Source organism: Huijunlia imazamoxiresistens, from assembly GCF_037132455.1.
Classification (GTDB): domain Bacteria; phylum Bacteroidota; class Bacteroidia; order Chitinophagales; family Chitinophagaceae; genus Flavisolibacter; species Flavisolibacter imazamoxiresistens.
In genome coordinates this window covers 45,233-70,132 of sequence record NZ_JBBBEI010000008.1, presented here as the reverse complement: position 1 = coordinate 70,132, position 24,900 = coordinate 45,233, and the positions used below count along the sequence as shown (strand labels likewise).

Annotated in this window: 21 protein-coding genes; 9 read left to right on the top strand and 12 right to left on the bottom strand. The window is 55.6% G+C overall.

The features are described 5' to 3' along the window. Positions 1-2: 2 nt before the first annotated feature. The 4 genes from V9K67_RS11860 to V9K67_RS11845 form a co-directional block, all read right to left on the bottom strand. The gene (locus V9K67_RS11860; RefSeq protein WP_336722665.1) at positions 3-2,645 is read right to left on the bottom strand and encodes a sensor histidine kinase; all 2,643 of its coding nucleotides are present in this window, start codon (positions 2,643-2,645) and stop codon (positions 3-5) included. 296 nt (positions 2,646-2,941) lie between these two features. Beyond that, a complete protein-coding gene (locus V9K67_RS11855) occupies positions 2,942-3,400 on the bottom strand; it encodes a DUF983 domain-containing protein (protein WP_336722664.1) in 459 nt (152 codons plus the stop codon). Between the two features lie 2 nt (positions 3,401-3,402). Continuing rightward, complete coding sequence (locus V9K67_RS11850) at positions 3,403-4,689, bottom strand: UDP-N-acetylmuramoyl-tripeptide--D-alanyl-D-alanine ligase (protein WP_336722663.1); 1,287 nt, start codon at positions 4,687-4,689, stop codon at positions 3,403-3,405. A gap of 90 nt (positions 4,690-4,779) precedes the next feature. Continuing rightward, entirely contained in the window at positions 4,780-6,192 is a 1,413-nt protein-coding gene (locus tag V9K67_RS11845) for an SUMF1/EgtB/PvdO family nonheme iron enzyme (protein WP_336722661.1), read from the bottom strand. Positions 6,193-6,786: 594 nt separating this feature from the next. On the opposite strand from V9K67_RS11845, the gene porV reads away from it, so the two are divergent. From porV to V9K67_RS11820, 5 genes are all read left to right on the top strand, one after another. Continuing rightward, positions 6,787-7,950, top strand: a complete 1,164-nt coding sequence (gene porV / locus V9K67_RS11840) for a type IX secretion system outer membrane channel protein PorV (protein ID WP_336722659.1) — start codon at positions 6,787-6,789, stop codon at positions 7,948-7,950. A gap of 159 nt (positions 7,951-8,109) precedes the next feature. Beyond that, on the top strand, positions 8,110-8,589 hold the full coding sequence (ispF, locus tag V9K67_RS11835) for a 2-C-methyl-D-erythritol 2,4-cyclodiphosphate synthase (protein WP_336722658.1): 480 nt from the start codon (positions 8,110-8,112) through the stop codon (positions 8,587-8,589). Between the two features lie 35 nt (positions 8,590-8,624). Then, entirely contained in the window at positions 8,625-9,065 is a 441-nt protein-coding gene (gene dut, locus V9K67_RS11830) for a dUTP diphosphatase (RefSeq protein WP_336722655.1), read from the top strand. 5 nt (positions 9,066-9,070) lie between these two features. After that, the gene (gene lolB1 / locus V9K67_RS11825; RefSeq protein ID WP_336722653.1) at positions 9,071-9,883 is read left to right on the top strand and encodes a lipoprotein insertase outer membrane protein LolB1; all 813 of its coding nucleotides are present in this window, start codon (positions 9,071-9,073) and stop codon (positions 9,881-9,883) included. A gap of 67 nt (positions 9,884-9,950) precedes the next feature. Further along, positions 9,951-11,432, top strand: a complete 1,482-nt coding sequence (locus V9K67_RS11820; protein WP_336722652.1) for a murein hydrolase activator EnvC family protein — start codon at positions 9,951-9,953, stop codon at positions 11,430-11,432. A gap of 180 nt (positions 11,433-11,612) precedes the next feature. On the opposite strand, the gene bshA is transcribed toward V9K67_RS11820, so the two are convergent. From bshA to V9K67_RS11805, 3 genes are all read right to left on the bottom strand, one after another. After that, positions 11,613-12,746, bottom strand: coding sequence for an N-acetyl-alpha-D-glucosaminyl L-malate synthase BshA (gene bshA / locus V9K67_RS11815; RefSeq protein WP_336722650.1), 1,134 nt, complete (start codon positions 12,744-12,746; stop codon positions 11,613-11,615). 130 nt (positions 12,747-12,876) lie between these two features. Continuing rightward, positions 12,877-13,584, bottom strand: coding sequence for an SAM-dependent methyltransferase (locus V9K67_RS11810; RefSeq protein WP_336722647.1), 708 nt, complete (start codon positions 13,582-13,584; stop codon positions 12,877-12,879). Further along, positions 13,584-14,342, bottom strand: coding sequence for an EI24 domain-containing protein (locus tag V9K67_RS11805; protein WP_336722645.1), 759 nt, complete (start codon positions 14,340-14,342; stop codon positions 13,584-13,586). Before V9K67_RS11805 ends, V9K67_RS11810 begins: the two co-directional genes overlap by 1 nt. A gap of 69 nt (positions 14,343-14,411) precedes the next feature. Between V9K67_RS11805 and V9K67_RS11800 the strand changes: the two genes are divergently transcribed. Beyond that, positions 14,412-15,032, top strand: a complete 621-nt coding sequence (locus V9K67_RS11800) for a DNA-3-methyladenine glycosylase (RefSeq protein WP_336722643.1) — start codon at positions 14,412-14,414, stop codon at positions 15,030-15,032. Between the two features lie 80 nt (positions 15,033-15,112). Here the strand turns inward: V9K67_RS11800 and V9K67_RS11795 are convergent, their stop codons facing one another. Continuing rightward, entirely contained in the window at positions 15,113-16,129 is a 1,017-nt protein-coding gene (locus tag V9K67_RS11795) for a PorP/SprF family type IX secretion system membrane protein (RefSeq protein WP_336722641.1), read from the bottom strand. Positions 16,130-16,231: 102 nt separating this feature from the next. After that, the gene (upp, locus tag V9K67_RS11790; RefSeq protein ID WP_336722639.1) at positions 16,232-16,882 is read right to left on the bottom strand and encodes a uracil phosphoribosyltransferase; all 651 of its coding nucleotides are present in this window, start codon (positions 16,880-16,882) and stop codon (positions 16,232-16,234) included. 160 nt (positions 16,883-17,042) lie between these two features. Here upp and V9K67_RS11785 point away from each other — a divergent pair, with 160 nt between their 5' ends. Then, a complete protein-coding gene (locus V9K67_RS11785) occupies positions 17,043-18,137 on the top strand; it encodes an anhydro-N-acetylmuramic acid kinase (RefSeq protein ID WP_336722636.1) in 1,095 nt (364 codons plus the stop codon). A gap of 84 nt (positions 18,138-18,221) precedes the next feature. Here the strand turns inward: V9K67_RS11785 and ade are convergent, their stop codons facing one another. Further along, positions 18,222-19,838 carry an adenine deaminase gene (gene ade / locus V9K67_RS11780; RefSeq protein WP_336722634.1) on the bottom strand — a complete coding sequence of 539 codons (1,617 nt, stop codon included), beginning with the start codon at positions 19,836-19,838 and terminating at the stop codon, positions 18,222-18,224. A gap of 97 nt (positions 19,839-19,935) precedes the next feature. Between ade and V9K67_RS11775 the strand changes: the two genes are divergently transcribed. Together V9K67_RS11775 and V9K67_RS11770 are read left to right on the top strand one after the other, a co-directional pair. Next, positions 19,936-20,631 carry a LytR/AlgR family response regulator transcription factor gene (locus V9K67_RS11775; protein WP_336722632.1) on the top strand — a complete coding sequence of 232 codons (696 nt, stop codon included), beginning with the start codon at positions 19,936-19,938 and terminating at the stop codon, positions 20,629-20,631. A 440-nt stretch (positions 20,632-21,071) separates the two neighbouring features. Continuing rightward, complete coding sequence (locus tag V9K67_RS11770; protein ID WP_336722630.1) at positions 21,072-23,270, top strand: ATP-binding protein; 2,199 nt, start codon at positions 21,072-21,074, stop codon at positions 23,268-23,270. A 490-nt stretch (positions 23,271-23,760) separates the two neighbouring features. Here V9K67_RS11770 and trmD read toward each other — a convergent pair whose 3' ends face one another. Next, a complete protein-coding gene (trmD, locus tag V9K67_RS11765; RefSeq protein WP_336722629.1) occupies positions 23,761-24,432 on the bottom strand; it encodes a tRNA (guanosine(37)-N1)-methyltransferase TrmD in 672 nt (223 codons plus the stop codon). A gap of 44 nt (positions 24,433-24,476) precedes the next feature. After that, positions 24,477-24,875, bottom strand: a complete 399-nt coding sequence (locus V9K67_RS11760; protein WP_336722628.1) for an RNA-binding S4 domain-containing protein — start codon at positions 24,873-24,875, stop codon at positions 24,477-24,479. Positions 24,876-24,900 lie beyond the last annotated feature (25 nt).

The window sequence follows — 24,900 nt, the reverse complement described above, 5'->3', positions numbered from 1 at the left end:
CCTTATGATTTTAATGGGATACGTACAACGATCTTGCAACCCTTGTGTGGCGAGCTGTCAATAGTAGCCGTGCCTTTAAATAGGGCCGCCCGGTTGGCGATATTGGCCAGGCCCAGGCCTTTTTTGACGGTGGCGAAGGTAAAGCCCACGCCATTGTCGCGGATGGACAATACCAGGTCGTTCTGCTCCCTGGCTACCTTAATGGATACCCTGCTGGCCCGGGCGTATTTGATAATATTGTTCAGCTGCTCCTGCACAATGCGGTACAGGGACAGCTTCATTTCTTCGGAGGCCAGCTTGTCGATGCTCCGGGTAAAGCTAAAGGATATTTTTATTTGCTGCAGCAGCGACAGGTTGCGCAGGTGTTCCTCGATGGCATCCTGCAGGCCCAGCTGGCGCAGGCCGGGAGGGGCCAGGGTGTGCGACAGCCTCCGGATCTCGTTGATGCCCATCATGATGAAGTCGATGCTCTTCGTCACCAGCAGGGGTTCTATTTCGTCCCGCTTCTGGGCCAGCTCAAGGTACAGCTTGGCCGAGGACAGGATCTGGTTGACGTTGTCGTGCAGCTCGCGGCTGATCTCGGAACGCTGCCGTTCCGATCCCTCCAGGATGGCTTCCTTGATGCGCTGTTGCTTGTCGATCTCCTCCAGCACCAGCTGCTGTTCCAGCTCTTTCTGCTTGGTGATGTCCTTGATGGAGCCGATCAGGCGTAGGGGTTCGTTGCCGGCGCCGGTGATCAGGCAGGCCGTGGCCTGTACAAACACATAGGAGCCGTCGGCTTTCTGCAGGCGGTACTCGGCCAGGTGGTTCATCTTGTTTTTCGGAATACCCGAAAAGAACCGGCAGGCTTTTTCGCGGTCTTCGGGATGGGCCTTGTCGTAGAGGAAGGAGGGGCCGATGCCCGTTTCGGGCAGCTCGTAGCCAAACAGCCGCTTCCAGCCGGCGCTCAGGTCTACCCGGCCGGTTTTCAGGTCGATGCCCCAGATAATTTCATTGGTGGCCGCTTTCAGGAATTCGTAGCGGTCGTTGGAAACCTTCAGCGCCTTGGTCTGGAGTTCAAGCTGCATTTCGCGTCGTTTGCGCTCGGTGGTATCGCGGCAGTAGACGAAAAAGCCGTCGGCAAAGGGAAAGACATGGGCTTCCACCCACTTGTCGGTTTCGCTGATGTATTCCTCGAACCGGGTGGTTTGCCGGTTCTGCAGGGCGGTGTTCAGCAGGGCAGCGCCCCGGGTATTTTTATAGGCTTTGAAATGGGTATGCGCCGGCCGGCCAACGGCGTCTTCCGCTTTTATCCGGAACAGCTCCTCGGCGGCCGTGTTCCACATGGTCACGATAAAGTTGTTGTCCATGGCCAGGAAGCCGTCGGTGATGCTGCGGAGCAGATTGCCCATGTATTCGGCCTGCTTCAGGCGCTGTTCGTCGGCTTCCTTGCGGTCCTGGATGTCGTAGCCGATACCTATATAACCCACATAGGTGCCGTCTTCGAGATAGCGGGGCGTGGCCCGGTCAATGATCCAGCGGAAGGAGCCGTCGCCCGTGCGCAGGCGGTATTCCACGTCGAAGGGTTTGCGGGCGAGCGTATTGGAATAATAGATTTGCTTTACCCGCACCACGTCATCGGGGTGAATGTTGTCGTCGACGTTGGAGGCGATCTCTTCCTCCAGCGTACGGCCGGTAAACTCCAGCCATTTGCGGTTGAAATAGACCGGCCATTCCTTTTCATTGACCACGTAGATCATGGCGGGAGTGGCATCGGCCATATTGCGGAAGCGTTCCTCGCTTTCCTTCAGCAGGTTTTCGGCTTTTTTATTTTCCGACAGGTCCTTGCAAAAAACCAGGAAGCGGGTGAAGTTGTTGCTGCCGTCGCGGAGGCTGATGATGGTCACCAGCAGGAAGAGGGGGCGTCCGTGCCGGCCGTTTTCCACCTCTATTTCGCCTTTCCAGCTGCCGTTGCGCCGCAGGGTGGTATTGATCTCGCGGAGCGAGGCGCTTTTATAGCGGTACTGCAGCAGGGAACGCACCGGGTGGCCCAGGATGTCGCGGGGAGCGATGCCGGTCAGTTCCTGGCAGGCTTTGTTCCAGGAGCACACCTTTCCGTCGGGGGTAAAGGAGTAAATGGCGTCGGTAGCATTGTCCACGATGCTGGCCATGTACTGGATGCTTTCCTCGTTGATCTTTTGCTGGGTCACGTCCCGTTTGCTGCTCCACACCCGCAGCAGGCAGCCGTTTTCGACGAGGCCGGTAACGTTGTTGGAGCCCATGCGGGGGGCGCCGGCAGGCGCAGCCAAGTGGGCTGCTTCACTGGCAATGGCCGTCACTTGCCCGGGAATGCCGGGCACAAAGGAGGTGTTCAGCCAGTGCCAGGAACCATTGCGGAGGGAAAAGCGGTGGAGGATGTTTTTGGCCCGCTGGCCTTCGGCGGCCTGTTGCAGCAGCTCGCGAAGCACCGGTTTGTCGTCGGGGTGCACCAGGTGCAGGAAGTTGGCCTTTTCTAGGTCGGCTTTTCCATGGCCGCAGAGGGGCTGGTCGGCCTCCAGGATACGGCCGTCCGCACCCAGCGTCAGCAGGGCGTGGCCATGGACAAGGGGCCCGGAAAGGACCGCCTTCTCCTGTTGGGAAAGCGACAAATTATGCGGGACATTCATATGACCTCTTCCGGATTGGGGCACTTGGCAATAAAGGGCAGGTTTAGGGCTTTGTTTTTCATGTATGTACCCCTTGTGCCCGGTAAGGGAGGACAAAAGGATATTGCTGTGCTAAGATAACGGAAATCAAGCGGTAATGAAGAGTTGAAACTATTAAATTATCGTTAGTGGTAAGTAAAAGTCCGTAGTGATGTAAGGGATGAGTTAATTGGTTAATTGGTTAATGGGCGATAGGGAGAATCCCTTCACTATTCATGGCCTAATATCCCAATTAACCAATTAACCAATTCCCGCAACTACCAGTTGCCCATTTGCCCTTCCACTACCCGTTCGGTATCGTCGGGCTTGTGGTTCTTCCAGTTGGGATCGTAGCGCACGAACCAGGAGATCCAGAGGCTGCGGGAAAGGCGCATCAGCCAGGGCTGCAGCACGATCAGCAGCACCGCGTTGGCGATGACCCAGTACAGGAAGCGGTTGTCCTGGAACGAAAAGCCAATGGCCAGCCACCAGGCAACGAAGCTGATACCGCTGATCAGCAGGGCCAGCACATAGCTGACATAGCCGGTGCCATAATAAAACCCTACCTCGATATCGGTAGGCTGCCCGCAGACCGGGCAATGGGGGTTCATTTCCATGTTGCGCTTCAGGCCGATGGAAACGGGGTTTTTGAAAAGTTTGCCCTCGCGGCAGCGCGGGCAGCGGCATTGCAACACCGAGGCAGGATAACTTCTATGCGGAGGGTTGGCGTTCATCATAATCAAGCGGGTAAATAGTCTAAAACTTTTTCCATGCGGGTGCTGCGTGAACCCTTGATCAGCAGGCTGGCGCCTTCCAGGGGGTGGGCCTGCAGCCAGGCGCCGGCTTCATCGGCCGTACCGAAGTGCAGGAACGGGTGGGCGACGGAGGCAAACTCGCCGCCTACCAGCAGCACATTTTTCCAGGGATGTTGTTGAATAACCTCGATGATCTGGCGATGCTCGTCGCTGCTTTGTTTGCCCAGTTCGGCCATAGCGCCCAGCACCAGCACTTTGTTCTGCCCCTCTGCCTGGGCAAAGTTCTCGATGGCCAGCTTCATGCTGCTGGGATTGGCATTGTAGGCGTCCAGGATGATCTGATGGCTGCCCCGGGTCATCAGCTGCGACCGGCTGTTGGAGGGACTATACCCCTCGATGGCCTTGCGAATATTTTCTTCGGGAATGTGAAAGAACTTGCCGATGGTAACGGCGGCCAGCACGTTGGGCAGGTTGTAGCCCCCGACCAGGTGGGTGTCGACCGTGCCCTGGAAGCCTTTGGTAAAGCTCACCGACAGGAAAGGATCGTTTTTGCTGGCTTGGCCGCTGATGTCGGCCTCCCCGGTGCCATAGGTAACGATGGTCTGGATGCCCGCGCTCATGGGCTGCAGGTAGTCGTAGTCCTGCATCACGAAGGCGCCGCCGTTGTACTGGCGCAGGAAGTCGTACAGTTCGCCTTTCCCTTTCCGGACGCCCTCCTCGCTGCCAAAGCCTTCGAGGTGGGCCTTGCCGCAGTTGGTGATCAGGCCGTGGGTCGGCCGGGCGATCTGGCAATAGGAGGCGATCTCGTGGAGGTGGTTGGCCCCCATTTCAATGATGGCGAATTCCGCGTCCGGCCGGATCTTGAGGAGGGTCAGCGGTACGCCGATATGGTTGTTGAGGTTTCCCTCCGTTGTATAGGTTTTATGGGTGCTGGAAAGGACGGCATGGGCCAGTTCCTTGGTGGTGGTTTTGCCGTTGCTGCCGGTGATGGCGATAAACGGAATGGTAAACTCCCGGCGGTGGTGGGTGGCCAGCAGCTGCAGGGCTTTCAGCACATCGTCCACCAGGATGGTTTTGCCCGGGATGGCAAAGGCCTCTTCGTCGATGACGGCATAGGCGGCGCCCTGCTCCAGGGCCTGGCGGGCAAAGGCGTTGCCGTTGAAGTTGGGGCCTTTCAGGGCAAAGAACAGGTCGCCGGGTTGCAGCTTCCGGGTATCGGTTTGCACCGAGGGGTGCTGAAGATATAGGTCGTAGAGTTCTTCGATCTTCATAACTATTCGGGGGAGGTTTATGGCAAATGTAGTCAGTCGCCAATAAAAAAGCCCTCCGCGGGGGAGGGCTTTGGTTGTATTTTCAGGAGATTACCTGTTTTGTCTTCTCGGCTTCCAGAAGTTGCCGGTTTTGCGTTTGTTGCCTTCGGGGCTGCCCATGCGGTCCATGGCGCAACGGAAACCAACGGTGCTGCTGGCCTGGTCTTCCTCCATGTAGCGGCGGGTACCGGGGCTGAGCCAGTAGGCGCGGTCGTTCCAGCTGCCGCCTTTATACACCCGCGACTTGTCGCTTACCAGGGTGGTGATGCCATAGCCGTAGGAGGCGTTCGAGAGGCTGTCGCCGTCGAGGAAGTTGATCACGTTACCGCGCTGGTAGTTGCGGCGGTGCTTGCTTTCTTCGTCGGTCACCGGTATCATTTTCACGCGGCCGGTGCTGTCCACTTCGGCTTCGTTCTGCTCGTTTTTATACACCTTCATGAACTTGTTGCCCCGTACCGGTGCCACGTCGTCGGCGTCCAGGCTGGTCAGCGGACGGTACACGTCGTATACCCATTCGCTGACGTTGCCGGCCATGTTGTAGAGGCCAAAGCCGTTGGGGTAGAACGATTTCACGGGGGCGGTGTAGATGGCGCGGTCGTTCAGGCCACCGGCTACACCGGCGTTGTCGCCCGAACCTCTTTTAAAGTTCGCCATGAACTGGCCCTGCCAGCTTCCGTGCTTGGTGTCGCGAAGGCCGGTGGTATTGTGTGCCCAGGGATAGATTTGTTTGTTGGTGATCAGCTCTTCGCCGCGTTTGCCTTCTTTGGCGGAAGGACGGGGGTTCTGGTTGATGTAACCGTAGGCGGCGTATTCCCACTCCGCTTCAAAGGGCAGGCGGTAGTCGGGGAGCAGCAGGCCGTCTTCCATGGTTACCTGCATGCGGGGGGTGCCCTGGGAAGTTTTCAGCGAGTTGTTCTTCACCTTGCCCGGCTGTGCCTGGTACAGACCCAGCAGGTAGGATTTGGTGGTGAAGTTGCTTTCCTGCTGCTGGCCCTGGATGCCCTTGCCGGACACATAGCCTTTTTTCATCAGGATGCCTTCGTTCACGCGGTCGCTTCTCCAGAGACAGAAGTCATAAGCCTGGCGCCAGGAAACGCCCACCACCGGGTAGTCGTTAAAGCCCGGGTGACGGAAATAGTATTCCACCAAGGGTTCGTTATAGCTTAATTCGCTACGCCATACCAGGGTATCGGGCAGGGCGTTTTCGAGGATCTTTTTGTTGTTTTCGTCCGCTTCGGGGTCAAATACCCGGTTCAGCCAGTGGATGTATTCGCGGTAGTGGACGTTGGCCACTTCGGAGCGGTCAATATAAAAGGAAGGAACCGTTACGCGGCGTTTGATGTTGTTGAAGTCGCCCATGATGTCTTCTTCGGTCTGCCCCATGGTAAAGGTACCACCCTGGACAAACACCAGTCCGGGCCCTGTAGCCTGGTCCTGCGATTTGGCGACCTGGTAGCCTCCCATGTTTTTATCATTGTAATTCCACCCGGTAACTTCGGATTGTTCTTTTTTCTTGCCTCCAAAGAGGCCACCGCCCTTGCATGAGGACAGCAAGGCGGCTGAGGATAGAAGGATTAAAAGATTTTTGACTTGCATGTGTTTAGTTTTTGTCGTTCAGAAAGGCGAATGTTGGCGCATATCCCACGGGAGCCACTGTCTGACAATAGGAATAAACGTTGTTAAAAAAAGATTATTGCCTTTTTCTGCTGAGTTTTTCTTCTTAAAGGGTGCGAATATATTACTATTGGTAGAAAACAACAGGTGGCAAACAACCTACTTTTTTATAATTCGTTAAAACCCAGGCGGGTAGAAGTAATTCCCTAGTAAAATGCCGGTGATTTTTTTCGGCAGGGGGCAATAATGGTTGCTGATGAGCGTTCATGGAATTCGGAACGGGTGCAACGTTTTGTTAACCTTTTGAATAGTTGCCGGGCAAGACCGCCAGCGCCGCGTTTGTATACTTCCTATCCGGGAAAAGGCCTGCCAGTGGATAATTAACCGATTAAAATGTTATTTCAGTAAAAACTCTCTATTTTCACACACTTTTAAAAGATTCATATGAGACCAACTGCCTTAAAATGCGGCGCCGTTCTGGCTTTGTTTTTAGGTTTGTCTGCTTCTTCCCTGAAAGCACAGGATGCCCCGCGGATTAACGTAGTCACTACCGCTGTTCCCTTTCTGAGAATTTCCCCCGATGCCCGCTCCGGCGGCATGGGCGACCTGTCCCTGGCTACTTCCGCCGACCCCAGCTCGGCCCACTTCAACCTGGGCAAGGTACCGTTCAACACGTCGAACGCCGGCGCCAACGTCACCTACACCCCCTGGTTGAAAAATATTGTCAATGACGTTTACATGGCTTCGGCCGCAGGCTTCTACAAACTGGACGAGCTGCAGGCGATTTCGGCTTCCCTGCGCTACTTCAGCCTTGGCAGCATCAAATTCACCGATGCCAACGGCAACTTCGGGGGCGAAGGCAATCCCCGCGAGCTGGGCCTGCAGTTTGGCTACTCCCGCCGCCTGTCCGACAAGTTTGGCCTGGGTGTGGGCATGAAATATATCAATTCGAGCCTGGCCAAGGGCACGTTTCCGGGCAATTCGGCTGTATACAAGGCCGGTAATGCCGTGGCTGCCGACCTGGGCATCTACTTCAACAACCAGAATGAAGAAGGACAGGGCTGGGCCTTCGGCGGCGCCCTGACGAACCTGGGCACCAAGGTGGGTTATACCAACTCGGCCGATCAGAAGGACTTTATTCCCGCCAACTTCGGTATCGGTACCACCTATACCCATGTCATTGATGAAAGCAACAAGGTCAGCTTTGGTGCGGACCTGAACAAGCTGATGGTGCCTACGCCCCCGGCTCAGCCCGCCACGCAGGCCGATTACGATGCCTACCGCAGCAAAAGCGTGATCAGCAGCTGGTTCAGCTCTTTCGGTGACGCTCCCGGCGGCTTCAGCGAAGAAATGAAGGAGTTCCAGGTGTCTGCAGGTGCCGAGTACACCTACAACAACCAGTTCTCCCTGCGTACCGGTTACTTCTGGGAAGACAAGACCAAGGGCAACCGTCGCTACTTCACTGCCGGCGCCGGCATTAAGTACAATGTATTCGGCCTGAACTTTTCGTACCTGATCCCCAGCGGCTCGGGCGTGAATCAGAACCCCTTATCGAATACCCTGCGTTTCTCGCTCGTATTTGACCTGGATAATACATCGGAGGAATAAGTACGAAGTAAGGAAATACCTGAATCATACTATTAAAAAGCGGAGGCCTTACAGCTTCCGCTTTTTTATTTTCTACTTCCTGCTTCCTGCCGCTTTCCTTTTACTTTGTACTTCTTACCTCGTACCTGTTTTCTGATATCTTTGCGCCAAATTAAGAATATGGGTTACCGCATCGGATTTGGAGTGGACTATCATCAGTTGGCAGAAGGCCGACCCTTTATGCTGGGCGGCGTGGAAGTACCGCATCACAGCGGTGCCGTCGGGCACAGCGATGCCGATGTGCTGCTGCACGCCATCTGCGATGCGCTGCTGGGCGCTGCCTGTTTGGGCGATATCGGCGTCCACTTCCCCGATACCGATGCTTCCTACAAAGGCATCGACAGCAAGATCCTGCTGCAGAAAACCGCAGCGCTGGTGCAGCAGGAAGGCTATGGCGTAGTGAACATCGACTGCACCCTTTGCCTGCAGGAGCCCAAGATAAAGCCCTTCATTCCGCAGATGCAGGCCGCCATTACCGGCATCCTGGGGCTGGGCGAGCGGACCGTTTCCATCAAGGCCACCACTACCGAAAAAATGGGCTTCGTCGGCCGTAAGGAAGGCGTGGTGGCCTATGCCACCGCCTTATTGGAAACTATTTAATTTCTTTCCTTTACATCACTATTATCTTTGAAAGCATGGAGGTCGCCGTAAAGATCGTCAACAAATCCACTAACCCCCTGCCGGAATACGTGACCGAAGGGGCTGCCGGCATGGATATCCGGGCTTCACTGGAAGCGCCGCTGGAGCTGCCCCCTTTGGGGCGCGCCCTGGTGCCTACCGGCCTGTACCTGGAGCTCCCCGCGGGCTTTGAAGCCCAGGTACGGCCCCGCAGCGGCCTGGCCATCCGCCAGGGCATTACCTGCCTGAACACCCCGGGTACCATCGACAGCGACTACCGCGGGGAAATTAAGGTGATCCTGATCAATCTTTCCGCCGAAGCCCAGGTCATAGCTGCCGGCGACCGCATTGCCCAAATCGTGGTGCAGCGGGTGGAACGGGTGCGCTGGGAAAGCGTAGCGCTGCTGTCCGAAACCGTTAGAAACCACGGAGGCTTTGGCTCGACCGGAAAAATATAAGCATTATGATGAGAATTTTTGCCTTTGTCTTGGCAGTCTGCCTGATGGCTTCCTGCCGGTCCACGAAAAAGATACAGACCGCCATTGCCAAAAAAGACTCGGCCGAGGTGGTGCCCGTGCACGATTACCGGGCCGACTCGCTCCGGTTTATCCGCACCACCCTGGGAAAGCTGGACTCCAACCAGGTAGTATACAAAACCTTTACCGCCAAGATGGACGTGGACTACAGCGGATCCGGCGACAAAAAATACCGGGTGAATGCCAACCTGCGCATGTACAAGGACAGCGCCATCTGGCTGTCGGTAAATGCCATCCTGGGAATTGAAGCCATGCGGGTGCTGGTGACCCGGGACTCGGTTTTTCTCATCGATAAGCTGAATAAAACCTACACCTCCCGCTCCGTCGACTACCTGAAGGAGATCACGGCCCTGCCGCTGAACCTGCCCACCCTGCAAAACCTGCTGATCGGCAACGTGGTGTTCCTCGACAGCAATATCGTCTCCTACTCCAAGAACAGCAACAACACGCTGTCGCTGCTGAGCATAGGAAGCTATTTCAAAAACCTCATCACCCTCAGCGCCGACAACGACCTGCTGCTGCACAGCAAACTGGATGATAAGGACAATGCGCGCAGCCGTACCGCCGACCTGAGCTATAGCGACTACGAAACCAAACGGGGACCGCTCTTTTCGACCAAGCGGAAAATTACGGTAGCCGAAAAAAATAAGTTGGATATAGAAATGGAATTCAAACAGTACGACTTCAACCAGGAGGTGAGCTTCCCGTTTTCCATTCCCAAAAATTTCCGGAAGAAATAAACGTTAACCGGCACACCAAAATTTAAGCACCGGGCGTTACCCTAGACGCCTTGTAAATATTTTGCGCATGAAAAAACTCTTGACAGGGATCCTGTTCAGCGCCTGCTTTATTACCGGCTTTGCCCAGGGGCAGGACCGGTCGAAAATGGAAAAGGAGCGCCAGGCCATCCAGAAGGAACTGAGCGAGATTCAGTCGGTGTACCAGCAGGTAAAAGGCCAGCGGAAAGAAACCATCGGCCAGCTGAACCTGCTGCAGCGGAAAATGAGTTTGCAGGGCCGTTACATCAGCAACATCAACAAGGAGATCAAGCTGGTATCGGACGAGATCTACCTGAGCACGCTGGAGATCAACCGCCTGCAGCGCCAGCTGGATACCCTCAAAATGCAGTACGAGCGCAGCGTGGTCTATGCCTACAAGAACCGCAGCACCTACGACTACCTGAACTTTATCTTTTCTGCCAGCAGCTTCAACGACGCCCTGAAGCGGGTAAGCTACCTGAAGTCGTACCGGTCGTACCGGCAGCAGCAGGTGACCAATATCGTGCAGACGAAGCAGGAGATCACCGATAAGAAATCGCAGCTGCTGGGCAAGAAAACCCAGAAAAACGATGCCCTGCAAAACCAGACGCAGCAAATGACCGTGCTGGAAGACCAGAAAAAGGAAAAAGACCAGGTGGTGGCCAAGCTGCAGACGCAGGAAAAAGACCTGCAAAAGCAGATCACTACCCGTAAAAAACGCGATGCCCAGCTGAAAAGCGCCATTGCCGCCGTTATCCGCCGTGAAATTGAGCTGGCCCGCAAGGAAGCCGAACGAAAAGCCGCGGAAAAGCGGGAGGCGGAACGCAGGGAGCTGGCCCGCCGCGAGGCGGAACGCAAAGCTGCCGCCGAGAAAGCCGAACGCGAACGCCTGGCCCGCCTGGAGGCGGAGCGCAGGGCGGCCGAGGCCAATAAGCCGGCGGCGGCTCCACCGGTAGCGGCTGCGCCCCGGACCACCCCGGCCGCCACGCCCCCGGCTACGACCACTGCGCCTCCCGCTACCTCGGTAACGACTCCCCCGGCAGCTCGGACCGAAGAACCCAAAGCTGCCCCCACCGGCCGGCCCAAAAGCTACCTGGACCTGAACGAAACCGACGTGGCGTTGAACAACAGCTTTGAAGGCAACCGCGCACGCCTGCCCTGGCCCGTGGATAACGGTTATGTATGTATCCCTTTCGGCACCAGCAAGGTAGGCAACCTGTCCATGGACAACCCCGGCATTACGGTCTGTACACCTTCCGCAGGGGTGAATGTGAAATCGGTTTTTGACGGAGAGGTGAGTTCTGTAGCCAATATCGGCGACGGCATGACGGTGATCATCCGCCACGGGAAATATTTTACCATCTACAGCAACCTGTCTGCTGTCAGTGTCAGCAAGGGAATGGCCATACGCACCGGCCAGTCTTTGGGCCGCGCCGCTGCCGCCGATGACGGCAACGGCGGCCAGATCGACTTCATGCTGATGATCGAGTCGCGCAACGTGAACCCCGAACCATGGCTGAGACGCAGGTGATGTCGGATTTCGTCTCGCCCAAGGCGAGAGGATTTCGGATCCCCTTGAAAGCTGATGGCATCCTTCAGGATAAAATTGTCTACAATCGAAATAAAAATGCCCCCGGTTTTCGGGGGCTTTCTATTTTGTAAGAGTCTTTTTGCTGTCAAGGGGATCCGAAATCCGACATCCGAAATCTCCTCATGCGTCTCCTTCCGGCAGGAAGCGCCGGTACAGTTCCTCGTAAATGGGAATAATGTTGTGGATGTCGAATTTATAGGCGTGCTCCGCGGCGGCGGTCTTGAACTGTTGCAGCGTTTCGTCGTCCTTCAGGATGGAAATGGCCTGCTTGCTCATGGTGGCCACGTCGCCCACATTGCCCATATAGCCCGTGACGCCCTGTACATTCACCTCGCCCAGGCCGCCGGCATTGGTCGAGATCACCGGTACGCCTGCCGCCATGGCTTCCAGGGCCGCCAGGCCGAAGCTTTCGTAGTCAGACGTCAGCAGGAACAGGTCGGCAATGGCCAGGATATCTTCCATTTGTTCCTGCTTGCCCACGAAGCGGATCTCGTCGCAGATGCCCAGGCTTCGGCTCAGGTCCTCGGCCGTAACCCGCTCGGGGCCGTCGCCTACAAACAGCAGCTTGCTGGGTACTTCCTTGATCACTTCATTAAAGATCTTCACCACGTCCTGCACCCGCTTGATCTTGCGGAAGTTGGAGGCGTGCAGCAGGATGCGCTCGCCGTTAGGGGCGATCACCTTGCGGAAGGCGTCGATACCCTTGCGGTTGAAACGTTCCACGTCCACGAAGTTGTGAATAACCTCTATGGGCTTGATGATCTTGAAGTGCTTGTAGGTTTCTTCGGCCAGGTTGTTTGAAACCGCCGTGATGGCATCGCTCTGGTTGATGGAAAAGGTCACCACCGGCGAAAAGGTCTTGTCGCGGCCCACCAGCGTGATGTCGGTGCCGTGCAGCGTGGTGATGAAGGGAATATTGTAGCCTTCCTCTTCCAGGATCTTCTTGGCCATGTAGGCGGCCGAAGCGTGCGGGATGGCGTAGTGTACGTGCAGCAGCTGCAGGTGGTTGTTCTTGATCACATCCACCAGGGTGCTGGCCAGCGCCGTTTCGTAAGGCGGGTAATCGAACAGGGGATAGGTAGGCACCTGCACCTCGTGGTAGAACAGGTTGGGCACAAACACGTTGAGCCGCACGGGCTGCTGGTACGTAATGAAGTGCACATGGTGGCCTTTCTGCGCCAGTGCCTTTCCCAGTTCGGTTGCCAATACGCCACTGCCGCCAAAAGTCGGATAACAAACAATTCCAATCCGCATAACGATAAGTTCATTAATATTTAAAAACTATTGAATCGCACTGCGCCCGTGAAAAGGCTGTAAAAGGGGACTAAGGTAATTACAATTATGCGATGACGATTTAAACATTATCCGCCGGCCTTTGCCCCCCTTACTGGCCGGCATACAGCAGGAAGATGGCGGGCCGCTTGTGCAGCGGGGGCAGGGCGCCCTTCCATTGCGCCACGGTTTTGGTCACCACCAGTTCGGTAGGGCCGGTCAGGTCGGCGGCCACACACACCTGGGTTTGCGGCTGCAGGGTTTTCACCAGTGCTTCCATCAGGGCATTGTTGCGGTAAGGCGTTTCAATAAAGATCTGGGTGCAGGATTTCTGCCGCGATTCGGCTTCCAGCTGTTTAAGCGTGCGGGTACGTTCGGCCGCGTCGATGGGCAGGTAGCCGGCAAAATGGAATTGCTGCCCGTTCATGCCGCTGGCCATCAGTGCCAGCAGGATGGAGTTGGGGCCTACCAGGGGCTTTACCGGCACGTTCATTTGCTGGGCCCAGGCCACCAACTGCTGGCCGGGATCGGCCACGCCGGGGCAGCCCGCCTCGCTGATGACGCCAATGGTTTTATGCTGGCGCACCGCTTCGGTAAACGCCGCCTTGGTATCCGGCGTCACTTCTTTTATGTTGTGCCATTCGTAGTTATCGATCACCATTTCGCGCCAGAGGAGCTTCAGGTAGCGGCGGGCCGTCCGTTCGTTTTCCACGAAAAAGACGTCGCACTGCTGCACGGCGGTTAGGATATAAGCGGGAAGGCAATCCACTTGGCCTTCGTACAGAACGGTAGGGATCAGGAGGAGGGAGGCTGCGGGCATCAGGAGGTTTTTACTTTATGCAAACTTAAGGTGGCGGCTACTACGGCATAGGCGGGGGCCACTACCCAGCCCACCAGCACCAGGGAGTGCATCAGGTAAAAGATCAGGCCGTTGCCGATGGCCAGTCCCCGGTGCCGGCCGACGAAATAAATACTTTGGGAAAAATTCAGCTTGTTGCGTTCCAGGCTGTAGTCCAGCATCGAGAAGCCGAAATAATAGCACTCCACCACCAGGGCGATGAGCGGCGCCACGGAGCCGGCGATGGGGATCAGCGACAGCAGCACGATGGCCAGCAGGTAGATCGATTGCCAGAAGGTATTGCGCAGCGCCAGCCGGACGCCCCGCCCGACGTCGCGCAGGAACTGCGGAAAGCTGAACGGAAAATCCTTGCCTTCCAGGATGCTTTCGGTCTTTTCGCTCAGGTAGGCGAAGGCCGGCGAGCCCAGGATGAGAAAAAGGAACTTGAACAGGGAAAAATAAAAGAGCAGCAGGATAATCCACAGGAAGACGCCCGCCAGGACGAACAGGAAGCTGAGCAGCTCGTTGCGTTCCCGCTGCAACCAGGCTTCCAGCCCGGTCTCCCGGCTGATCAGGTGTACCATCTCGTTGGCCGATTGCAGGAAAAAGTACATGCCCAGGATAAACAGGACCGTATAAACGACGCCGGGGATCAGGATCCATTTCCACAGCCGGTGCTTGCGGATAAACTGGTGCGCCTCGATGTAAGATTGTATGGCAACAATGATTTCTTTAAGCAAGGATTAAATTTGAGCGATAAAAGTAAGGAATCGGGTTGCAATGACGCACCCCGGCCTGCATTTTCATCCATGGCGACAAATTATGAAAAGCTGCCGCTCTCCTTTTACCTGCGTGAGGATGTGGTAGGGATCACCCGGGAACTGCTGGGTAAGGTGCTGGTGACGAACTGGAACGGCGCGCATACGGCGGGCCGCATTGTGGAAGCGGAGGCCTATGCCGGTGAGGCCGACCGGGCGTCGCATGCCTTCCGGGGGCGGACCCCCCGCACGGGAGTAATGTTCGAGCAGGGCGGCACCGCCTATGTATACCTGTGCTACGGCATTCACCAGATGTTCAATATCGTTACCAACGAAAAAGGGAGGCCGCATGCCATCCTGATAAGGGCGGTGGAGCCCCTGGAAGGTATTGATATCATGTTGTGGCGGACGGGCAAGAAAAAGGCCGATGCCACGCTTACCCGCGGGCCGGGCAACGTTGGCAAGGCCCTGGGCTTCCATACCACCCAGTGCGGCCATTCGCTGCAAAGCGACGAACTGTTCATCGCCGATGACGGCTTCCGTGTCACCGACGATATGGTGGCCGTAGCCCCCCGCATCGGCGTAGACTATGCCGGCGAGCACGCACTTTTGCCGTACCGGTTTTATTTAAAGGGAAGTGTTTATGTAAGCGGCAAAAGGGGAATTGGTTAATTGGTTCATTGGGCCTTGACATTTGAGAGGCCGCCTCCCGATTCCTAATTAACCAATGACCCAATGAACTAATTCCATGTTTAAAATTTAGGACAATTCAGCTTCCGGGCATTGGGATCCTGGTGGCGCTTGATGTAGATGAGGGAGAACTCGGCTCCACCGCGGAGGTTGGAGGCCGGCTTTAATTTCGAGATATTGACGTCGTAGGTAGCGCCCACGTGAAATTCGCCGAATTCCAGCCCGATATAGGGGATCACGGCATCGCCGAGGCGGTACCAGCTGCCCAGGTATAGGTTGGTGGGGCTATTTTCGTCCCCGTTCAGGTTGAGCATATAGGCGCCGCCGAACACCGTATTGGTGGCATTGGCCTGCCGGCTGTAGTTGGCGCTGAAGTGCAGCTGGTCCAGCCCGCCGTTGACCGGCACCATGCCGCCGCCCTGGAAGGTGACCCGGGCCGGCAGGTAGAAATTGCCGGTATCGGTAAATTTTTCCTTGTGGCGGTTGAGGTGATACATCGACACGCCGGCGTAGATATTGTTCGAGCCGTTGGTGGTGCCGTTGTAGAGGATGCCGGTGCTCAGGTCAAAATACGACAGGGTGAGCCTGGAATTGTTGAAAGCTTCCTGCGACAGGCCGGTAAAGCCGTCGGCACGCAGCTGGTCCTCCATTTTCAGGCTTTGCGTGTTGAGCCGTTTGCTTACATAGGTGCCCTGGAAACCCAGCCCCAGCTGGTGGTAGCCGTTTTCATCCAGCCCTTTTTGGTAGGCGGTGGAGGCACCGAGGTAGTTGTATTGGAGGACGCCGCCACCGCTGCGGTCGCTAAAGCCCAGCAGGCCTATCCCGAACTGGTCGATCTCGGGAATAGCGTTTTTCAGGATGTTGCCATCCACCGAAAGGGTGTAAGTGGTAAAGGCGTTATTGATGGTAGGCCATTGGTTGCGGTAATTGCCGGCCACCCTCAGGGCGCCGTTGAACTTGCCGGTCAGGGCAGGGTTCAGGGTGAGCGGGGAGGCGAAAAACTGCGAAAAGTTGGGGTCCTGGGCAGAAGCGGCAATCGCGCCAAAACACAGCATTAGCAAAAAGGCGATCTTTCTCATTGCACACAGAGGTTGAGTATGAAAAATTACTAAGAATAAATTACAATTAAAAGCCATTCTCTGCGGTTCCCCCGGATTTTTCTGCGTTCGCCTGTTAATTCTCTACGATTGGGTTTTGGAGCCGAACGCCAGGTCGCCGGCGTCGCCCAGCCCGGGCACGATGTAGCCCTTAGCGGTCAGTTCGTCGTCGATATCGCCGCACCAGATGGTGGCGGTGGGAATTTCCCTTTTGACGTATTCAATGCCTACCGTGCAGGCAATGGCGGTGACCACGTGGATGCTGGCGGGATTGCTCTCCGCCTTGATGTACTGGATGCTTTTCACCAGCGAGGCCCCGGTGGCCAGCATCGGGTCGGAGAGGATCACGATCCGGTTGTCGAGCTCGGGGCTGGAAATGTATTCCATACGGATCTCGAAGGAGCCGTCCTTGTGGTGCTTGCGGTAAGCCGAAATAAAGGCGTTGTCGGCCTTATCGAAATAATTCAGCAGCCCCTGGTGCAGCGGAAGACCGGCCCGCAGGATGGTGGCCAGCACCGGCTGCTGTTCCAGCACCCTGCAAGCCGCTATTCCCAGCGGGGTTTGCACGTCCTTCTGGACCATCGGCAGCACCTTGCTGATCTCGTAGGCGGCAATTTCGCCGATGCGCTCCAGGTTCCGGCGGAACCGCATGCGGTCGTTCTGTACTTCCGTATCCCGGATTTCCGCGATCCAGTTGCTGACCAGGGAATGCGCTTTGCTTAAGTTAATGACCATGTGCATTGAGTTTCATCGATAAAGGCGAAGGGTTCCTGTCCTGCTTCCGCTCGTTCACTACCCTGCCAAAGCTAAGTACGAATTGCCAGATTCCTGATGCAACTTTTAGGCCTCCCCATTTGCTCCGTACCTATAACTTCGCAGCCTGTAACTTTCGCTTATGGTTTATAAAGTAATCGGATTAATGAGCGGCAGCTCGCTCGACGGACTGGATATTGTGTATACTGAATTGCACGAAAATGGCGGCAACTGGAGCTTTGAGATCCTGGCTTCCGCCTGCTATCCTTACGACAATGACTGGAAAGAGGCCCTGAAAGGCGCCACGGCGCTGAATGCACTGGACTACCAGCTGCTGCATACCGCCTACGGGCACTACCTGGGCAGCCAGGTCAACCGCTTTATCGAAGAGCACAACCTGCACTACCAGGTGGCGCTGATTGCGTCGCACGGGCATACTACCTTTCACCTGCCCGCCCAAAAAATGACCGCCCAGCTCGGCGACGGGGCCGCCCTGGCGGCCGCTACCGGCCTGCCGGTGGTGTCGGACCTGCGGGCCCTGGATGTGGCCTTCGGCGGGCAGGGCGCGCCCATCGTTCCCATTGGCGAAAAGTTGCTCTTCCGCGACTACGACCTTTTTCTGAATATCGGCGGCATCGCCAACATCTCCTTTAAAAAAGACGGGCAGTGGACCGCTTTTGACATTTGCCCGGCCAACCGGGTGCTGAACCTGCTGGCCGCCAAGCACGGCAAGGATCACGATCCCGGCGGGTCGCTGGCCGCCCTGGGCCAAGTGAACGAAGGGCTGCTGCAAATGCTCAACGAACTGGAGTATTACCGGAAACCGGCGCCCAAATCCCTTTCCAACAGTTTTGGTACCGACGAGGTCTATCCCTTGATCCGGTCCTTCGGCCTGACGCATAACGACAGCCTGCGCACCTACGTGGAGCATATCGTGGGCCAGGTAACGGCTGCCCTGGCCCTGGCCCCGGCCGGCGCCGAAGGCCCGCGCAAGCTGCTGGTCACCGGCGGCGGCGCCCTGAACACTTTCCTGGTGGACCGCCTGCGGGAAGCGGCCGCCGCCCTGCAAACAGAAATCGTCGTGGCCGACGAGCTGATCCTGAACTACAAGGAAGCCCTGGTCATGGCGCTGATGGGCGTGCTGCGCTGGCGCCAGGAATACAACACCCTTTCCTCGGCCACCGGCGCCGAACGCGACAGCATCGGCGGGGCGGTTTGGATAGGGCAGGAGGCTTAAGCAGTTTACAAGTTTACGGGTTTACAAGTTTACGAGTTCGTTACCGGCGCCAGCAACTTGTAAACTCGTAAACTTGTAAACTTATCATAGAAACGAAAACGCATCTCCGTCGAACAATCCCTTATCACTGAGTTTTAAATGCGGGATGACCAACAGGGCCATGAAGGAAAGGGTCATGAAGGGGGCGGAGAGGGACGAGCCCAGGTCCTTGGCCACCTGGTCGATGGCGGCATATTTTTCGGCTACGGTGTAGCCGTCTTCGGTGCTCATGAGCCCGGCTACGGGCAGGGGCAGCACCCATTCTTCTTTATGCATGCAGGCAATGCCGCCTTCGCTGGCGATCACCGCGTTGATGGCCCGGCAAAGGCTTTCGTCGTCGGTACCCACCGCCACGATGTTGTGCGAGTCGTGGGCCACCGAGGAGGCCAGCGCTCCCGATTTCAGTCCGAAATTTTTAATAAAGGCCTTGGCCGCCGGTGCCGGGTGGTAACGGTTGACTACTACCATTTTCAATACGTCGTTGTCCACATCGCTGACGATGAAGCCCTCTGCTACCTTAGGGGTCACCGGTAGTTTGTTGGTAATGAGCTGGCCGTCCAGCGCTTCGATCACCGGCAGGGTGGTTTCGCCCTGCCAGGGAACGGCAAGATCCTGCGGATGAAGGGGGCTGCAATGAAAGTTGTTGATGATGCTGATTGGTTGGCGGGGAATAGCGGACCGGCCCTGATCGGCTACCAGCTGGCCGTTGATATAGGTTTGCTGCACTTCAAACTGCTGCAGGTCGGTAACCACGATGAAGTCGGCGGGGTTGCCCGGTTGCAGAAGGCCTACGGGAAGTTGGTAGTGGGTCACGGGATTGACGCAGGCCGCCTGCAGCACGTTGAACACATCGAAGCCCCTGGCCACGGCACGGGCGCACAATTGATTGATATGACCGCTCACCAGGCTGTCGGGGTGCTTGTCGTCACTGCAAAACAGCACCATATGAGGATGAGAGTGGAGCAGGGAGGCCAGCGCTTCAAAGTTCTTGGCGGCGCTTCCTTCACGGATGATGATCTTCATGCCGCCCTGTATTTTGTCCAGGGCTTCTTCGAGGGTAAAGCATTCGTGGTCGGTGCTGATGCCGGCGGCAATATACCTTTGGGCGGCTTCGCCCCGCAGCCCCGGGGCGTGGCCGTCTACCGGCTTGCCCTGTTTGCGGGCGGCGGCGATCTTGCGCAGCACTTCCTCATCACCGTTCAGCACGCCGGGAAAATTCATCATTTCACTCAGGTATTTTATTTCCTCCCGTTCCATCAGGCTTTCCACATCGGCGGCATCAAGGGTGGCTCCGGCCGTTTCAAAGGACGTGGCCGGCACGCAGCTGGGGGCGCCGAAGAAAAATTTAAACGGCGTGGTCTTCCCGTTTTCGATCATGTAGTGCACGCCGGCCAGGCCGCAGACATTGGCAATCTCGTGGGGGTCGCTGACGGTGGCCACCGTTCCGTGCACCACTGCCAGCCGTGCAAATTCCGAAGGCACCAGCATCGAGCTTTCGATGTGCACGTGTGCATCGATAAAACCGGGGAGAATATAGGGCGCCTGTGGAAGGGCGGCCACAGGGGTAATGGACGCAATGATGCCGTCCACTACTTCCAGTCGGGCCGGAAAGATGCGGCGCTGCCCGATCGCTACGAGGTTGCCGGTAAGGGAAAAGTTCATAAATTAAAATTTATTCTACGGAATGCAAATTGTAAATTTAGCAGTAAGTATAAATTGAATTGATACAGGTTATATATTTGTTACAGACTCCTTACGTATGAGATGCTTGATCGTAGATGATAACCAGATGGCCCGCATGGCAATGAAGCAACTGGTCAGCCAGGTGCAGGTGTTAGAGCTTATTGCTGAATGCAGCAATGCATTGGAAGCGTATAACTATTTGAACACCGAGCAGATCGACCTGCTGTTGCTGGATATTGAAATGCCCGGAATGACCGGCATCGAACTGACCAAGAAGCTGGGAAACAAAAGTCCCCTGATCATCTTTACCACCGCCAAATCGGATTACGCCGTGGAAGCCTTTGAGCTGAACGTGGTGGATTACCTGATCAAGCCGGTTAACCTCGTCCGCTTCCTGCAGGCCGTCGAACGGGCGGAAGAAGCCCTGGACAGCAACAAGGAAGATGTGAAGATCGAAGCCCAGGAGTTTGTATTCGTAAAAGATAACGGTATCTTAAAGAAGCTCAACGTCGAGGACATCCTCTACCTCGAGGCCATGGGCGACTACGTAAAAGTACATACCAGCCAAAAATTCCATGTGCTCCATTCCACGCTGAAATCCATCGAGGAAAAACTCTCCCCCGCCAAATTCATCCGTGTTCACCGCAGTTATATCGTGGCCCTCCAGAAGATCGACTTCATCCAGGACGGGGTCATTAATATCGCCAAGGCCAGCATCCCGGTGGCCGAAACCTATAAAGCCTCCCTCAACAGGCGCCTGAACCTCCTGTAAAAGCTCATCGCAGCTTTTCCGCTTTTCATCGAGGCGTTGCCGCTGTTAAACTAAATACCACTCCAGGCCCCCCGGTCATGAGATACTTTTGTGTTGTCGGTCAGCGAAAACCCGTAATTATTTATCAGGGTTACTGCCACAAACAAGTATTAAATAAAATCCTATGTATAAACCGGAGGCCATTTTGAATGTTTTTCCAGACAACCAATCCATTATGAAAAGTTATGCCCTTCATTTATTTGTTTCAATAATCCTGTTAATCATTTCGGAATACTTTTTTCTACAGGAAATTTTCGGCGACAGGCAATGGCTGACCCTGTTCCTGTCTGCTTTGGGCTTAACTTCTAATATTGTATTCATTTCCTATATATTTAAACAATACAAAAAGAATTATCAGGATTCATAACAAATGATTTTTTGTATTTTAGTTGGCCGACTATATGCAAAAAATCTTTTTTAAATACCTTGCCCTTTGGGGTTTCCTGATCGGCATCCTGTTTATTGTTTTTCTGCAGTTTATATCCGGCAGGAACATCAACCGCCTGATCCAGGGCAATAAAAGCCTGCTCCATGAATTGGCGGTCCAGAACAATCTTCAAAAGGTCCAGTTCGACATCATCCGCCTGGAAAGCGATGTACGGGGCGCCGTCATTTCCGGCAACGGGGTTTTCCTGGAGGATGTCAACCAGCGTATCACCGGGGTCGAGACGGCCGCTGCCGGTTTAAAGGATCTCCAGGGCATGAAGGCGAACAGGACGGAAGTGGACCTGCTGCACTTCCTGATTCGCGAAAAACTCCAGTTTACCCGCCAACTGATCACTACCTACCAATCCACCGGCAAAGCCGCCGCCGAAAAGCTCGTCAGCACCAACCGCGGCAAGGTTATCACCGACAGCCTCAACGAAGTCATCAGTAAGCTCTACAGCGATCGGCAGGGTACCCTGCAGCGGATTACCGCCTCCAATGAAAAGAATGGCCAGCAGGCGCGCACCTGGGGCCTGGTACTGGCCGCCATGGCCTGCCTGTTCCTCATTATCGTTTTCCTCTACATTACCAATCAAAGCGCCCAGCAGCAGCGGATGATCGCCAACCTCAACCAGTCCGAGCGCAAGATCAAGGAGGCGGCCCGCCTGAAGGAGCAGTTCATGGCCAACATGAGCCACGAAATTCGCACGCCGATGAACTCCATCATCGGCTTTACCAACTTGCTCAAGCGCACCAACCTCAACGATTCCCAGCGCCAATATGTACAGAACATCCACTCGGCCGGAGAAAACCTGCTGGTGCTGGTCAACGATATCCTCGACCTGTCGAAGATCGAGTCGGGCATGATGCATTTGGAAGAAACCAATTTCAGCTTACGCAGCCTCATCAGTTCCATCGGCGCCATGTTCATCGAGCGGATCAAGGAAAAGAAACTGGAGCTGAAGATCGAGGTGGCCTCCGAAACCCCGGACATCCTGTGCGGCGACGCTATCCGCCTTACCCAGGTGCTGGTGAACCTGCTGAGCAACGCGGTCAAGTTCACCGAACGCGGCGGCATCACCATTGTTGTCACCTCCATTTACTGCACCGAGGAGCGGGCACGCCTGCGCCTGGTAGTAGAGGATACGGGCATCGGCATCGCCCGGGAAAAGCAGGCAGCGGTATTTGAGCGCTTCCAGCAGGCCGATTCCGAAACCACCCGCAAGTTTGGCGGTACCGGCCTGGGGCTGTCCATCGTCAAACAGCTGGTGCAGCTGCAAAAGGGCTCCATTGAACTGCAGAGCGAGCCCGGCCGCGGCTCGAAGTTCACCGTAGAGCTGGAATTCAAGATCCCCGACGCCAATGAAATGCTCTCCAATGCCATTGCCGCAGAAGCCGCCACCCCGGTCAAGCTGGATACCATCAAGGTGCTGATTGCCGAAGACAATACCATGAACCAGCAGCTGATCCGGCACCTGATGAAAAGCTGGAATATCGAATGTACCCTGGTGAACAACGGCGCCGAGGCGCTGGAGGCCCTGAAAAGGCAGAGTTTTTCGCTCGTGCTGATGGACATCCAGATGCCGGTAATGGATGGGTATACCGCCACCGGCATCATCCGCAACGAGCTCCATATGGACATTCCCATCATTGCCATGACGGCCCATGCCATGATCGGCGAAAAAGAAAAATGCATGCAGCTGGGCATGAACGACTATGTCTCCAAACCGATCAAGGAAACGGTTCTTTATAATATGATCGCCCAGTATTCACACTACAATGCGAGTCCTGGCCATCACCGGGACGAGGCGCCCAATCACCACGAGCCTGCCTTCCGGTACATCCGGTTGAACTACCTGCACGAATTGTCCGGCAACGACGAGGAGTTCGAGCGGGCTATGATGGAGCAGTTTGCCAAGCAAACGCCCTCGGAGCTGGGCGAATTGCAGGAGGCTATTGACGCATCTGATTTTGTGGCCATCCGTAAGGTAGCTCATAGCCTGAAATCTACGGTAGGCTATATGGGCCTGGCCTCGGAGCTGCATCCTTACCTGGAAAAAATAGAAAAGTCGGCCGTTGGCCAGAGCATGACCGAGGTCCGTTCCAGTTTCGACCACGTACGTACCGTTACCCAGAATGCGATTGGCGAGGTAGAAAAATACCTGGCGTTATAACCGTTTCACCCCTTTAAAAACCGGTATGGGCTTCTTTTACAGGGCTTCAGCGATAAAACTGGGGCGTTCATCGAAACAAAGCCTTTTCCTGAATTCCGCCCTGTAATTTTACATCATCAACTCAAGCGAAGCACATTAAAAAAAGCACATAAAAACTTCTTCATAAACGACTTGGTTTCGTATGGTTAAGGGTGAAGCCCTGCTATTCCTGGCGGGGCAATTTTTTTTCCTGAATAAACATTTAAATTACTATAAAATAGCTTCTTGCCTCCTGTTTCAATAGGTGGGAGCAATGTCCTAATCTAATCACAGCCTTTTGTTTCTACAAGAGGCTCTTTTGTTTTCGGCCCCCCATGATCACACCCCGTTATCCACCTCCCCAAAATAAAAATGCGTTCCGGATTTTTCAATCAACCACGGAACGCAAACGAGTTTGTAAACTTGCGAACTCCTAACTCAGGAACTTTGGAACTCAGAAACTCTGGAACTTTCAGAGCAGGTCCGGCCGGCGTTCTTCCGTTCTTTTTACGGCCATATCGTGGCGCCAGGCTTCCACCTTCTTCGGGTCGCCGCTCAGCAGGATATCGGGTACCTTCCAGCCCCGGAAATCGGCCGGGCGGGTATAAACAGGCGGCGCCAGCAGCTGGTCCTGGAAGGAGTCGAAAAGGGCCGAGGTCTCATCGTTCAGCACACCGGGAATCAGCCGGCCGATGGCGTCCACCAGCACCGCTGCGGCCAGTTCGCCGCCACTCAGCACATAATCGCCGATGGATATTTCCATGGTCACGAAGTGTTCGCGAATGCGTTCATCGATGCCTTTATAGTGCCCGCAGATCAGCAGCAGGTTTTCCTTCAGCGAAAGGATGTTGGCAGTTTTCTGCTGCAGGGTGGCGCCGTCGGGGGTCAGGTAAATGATTTCGTCGTAGGTCCGTTCCTTCTGCAGGTGCTCGATGGCATTGGCCAGGGGTTCGCACATCATCACCATGCCGGCGCCCCCGCCATACTGGTAGTCGTCTACCTGGCCGTAGTCGTTCACGGCCCACTGGCGGAGGGGGTGCAGGTGCACTTCCAGCATGCCCTTGGACTGGGCCCTTTTCATAATGGAGTGGGAGAGGGGGCTCTCCAGCAGTTCGGGTAAAACGGTAATAATGTCTATACGCATAAGGCGCAAAGATAATCGTGCTTTCCGGTTTGTCGGGCGGCGGGTTATTCCTCTTCCTCGGGGCCCATAAAGCCGTCCAGGTCCCGCCTTTGCTTTTTGGTGGGGCGGCCGATCTTGCTGGGGCGTTTGCCTGTATGAAACGAAGCCGCCTGGAACTGCATCCGGTCGAGCTCTTCCTGGGGGGTAATGTCCACGTAGTACTTGATGGCTTCGGAATACGCCATCCGGTTGTGCAGCAGGCCGGTGACCTTGATCCGCCAGCGTTTGGCCTCGGTTTTCACTTCGTATTCCTCGCCCTCGCTGACGGCTTTGGACGCCTTGACGGCGGTCCCGTTCAGCTTTACCTTGCCCGTATCGCAGGCGGCGGCGGCCATGGTGCGGGTTTTAAACAGGCGGATGGCCCACAGGTATTTGTCGATGCGCAGTTTTTCTTTTTCAGCCATAAGGAAGTAAAATTAAATAATCCCG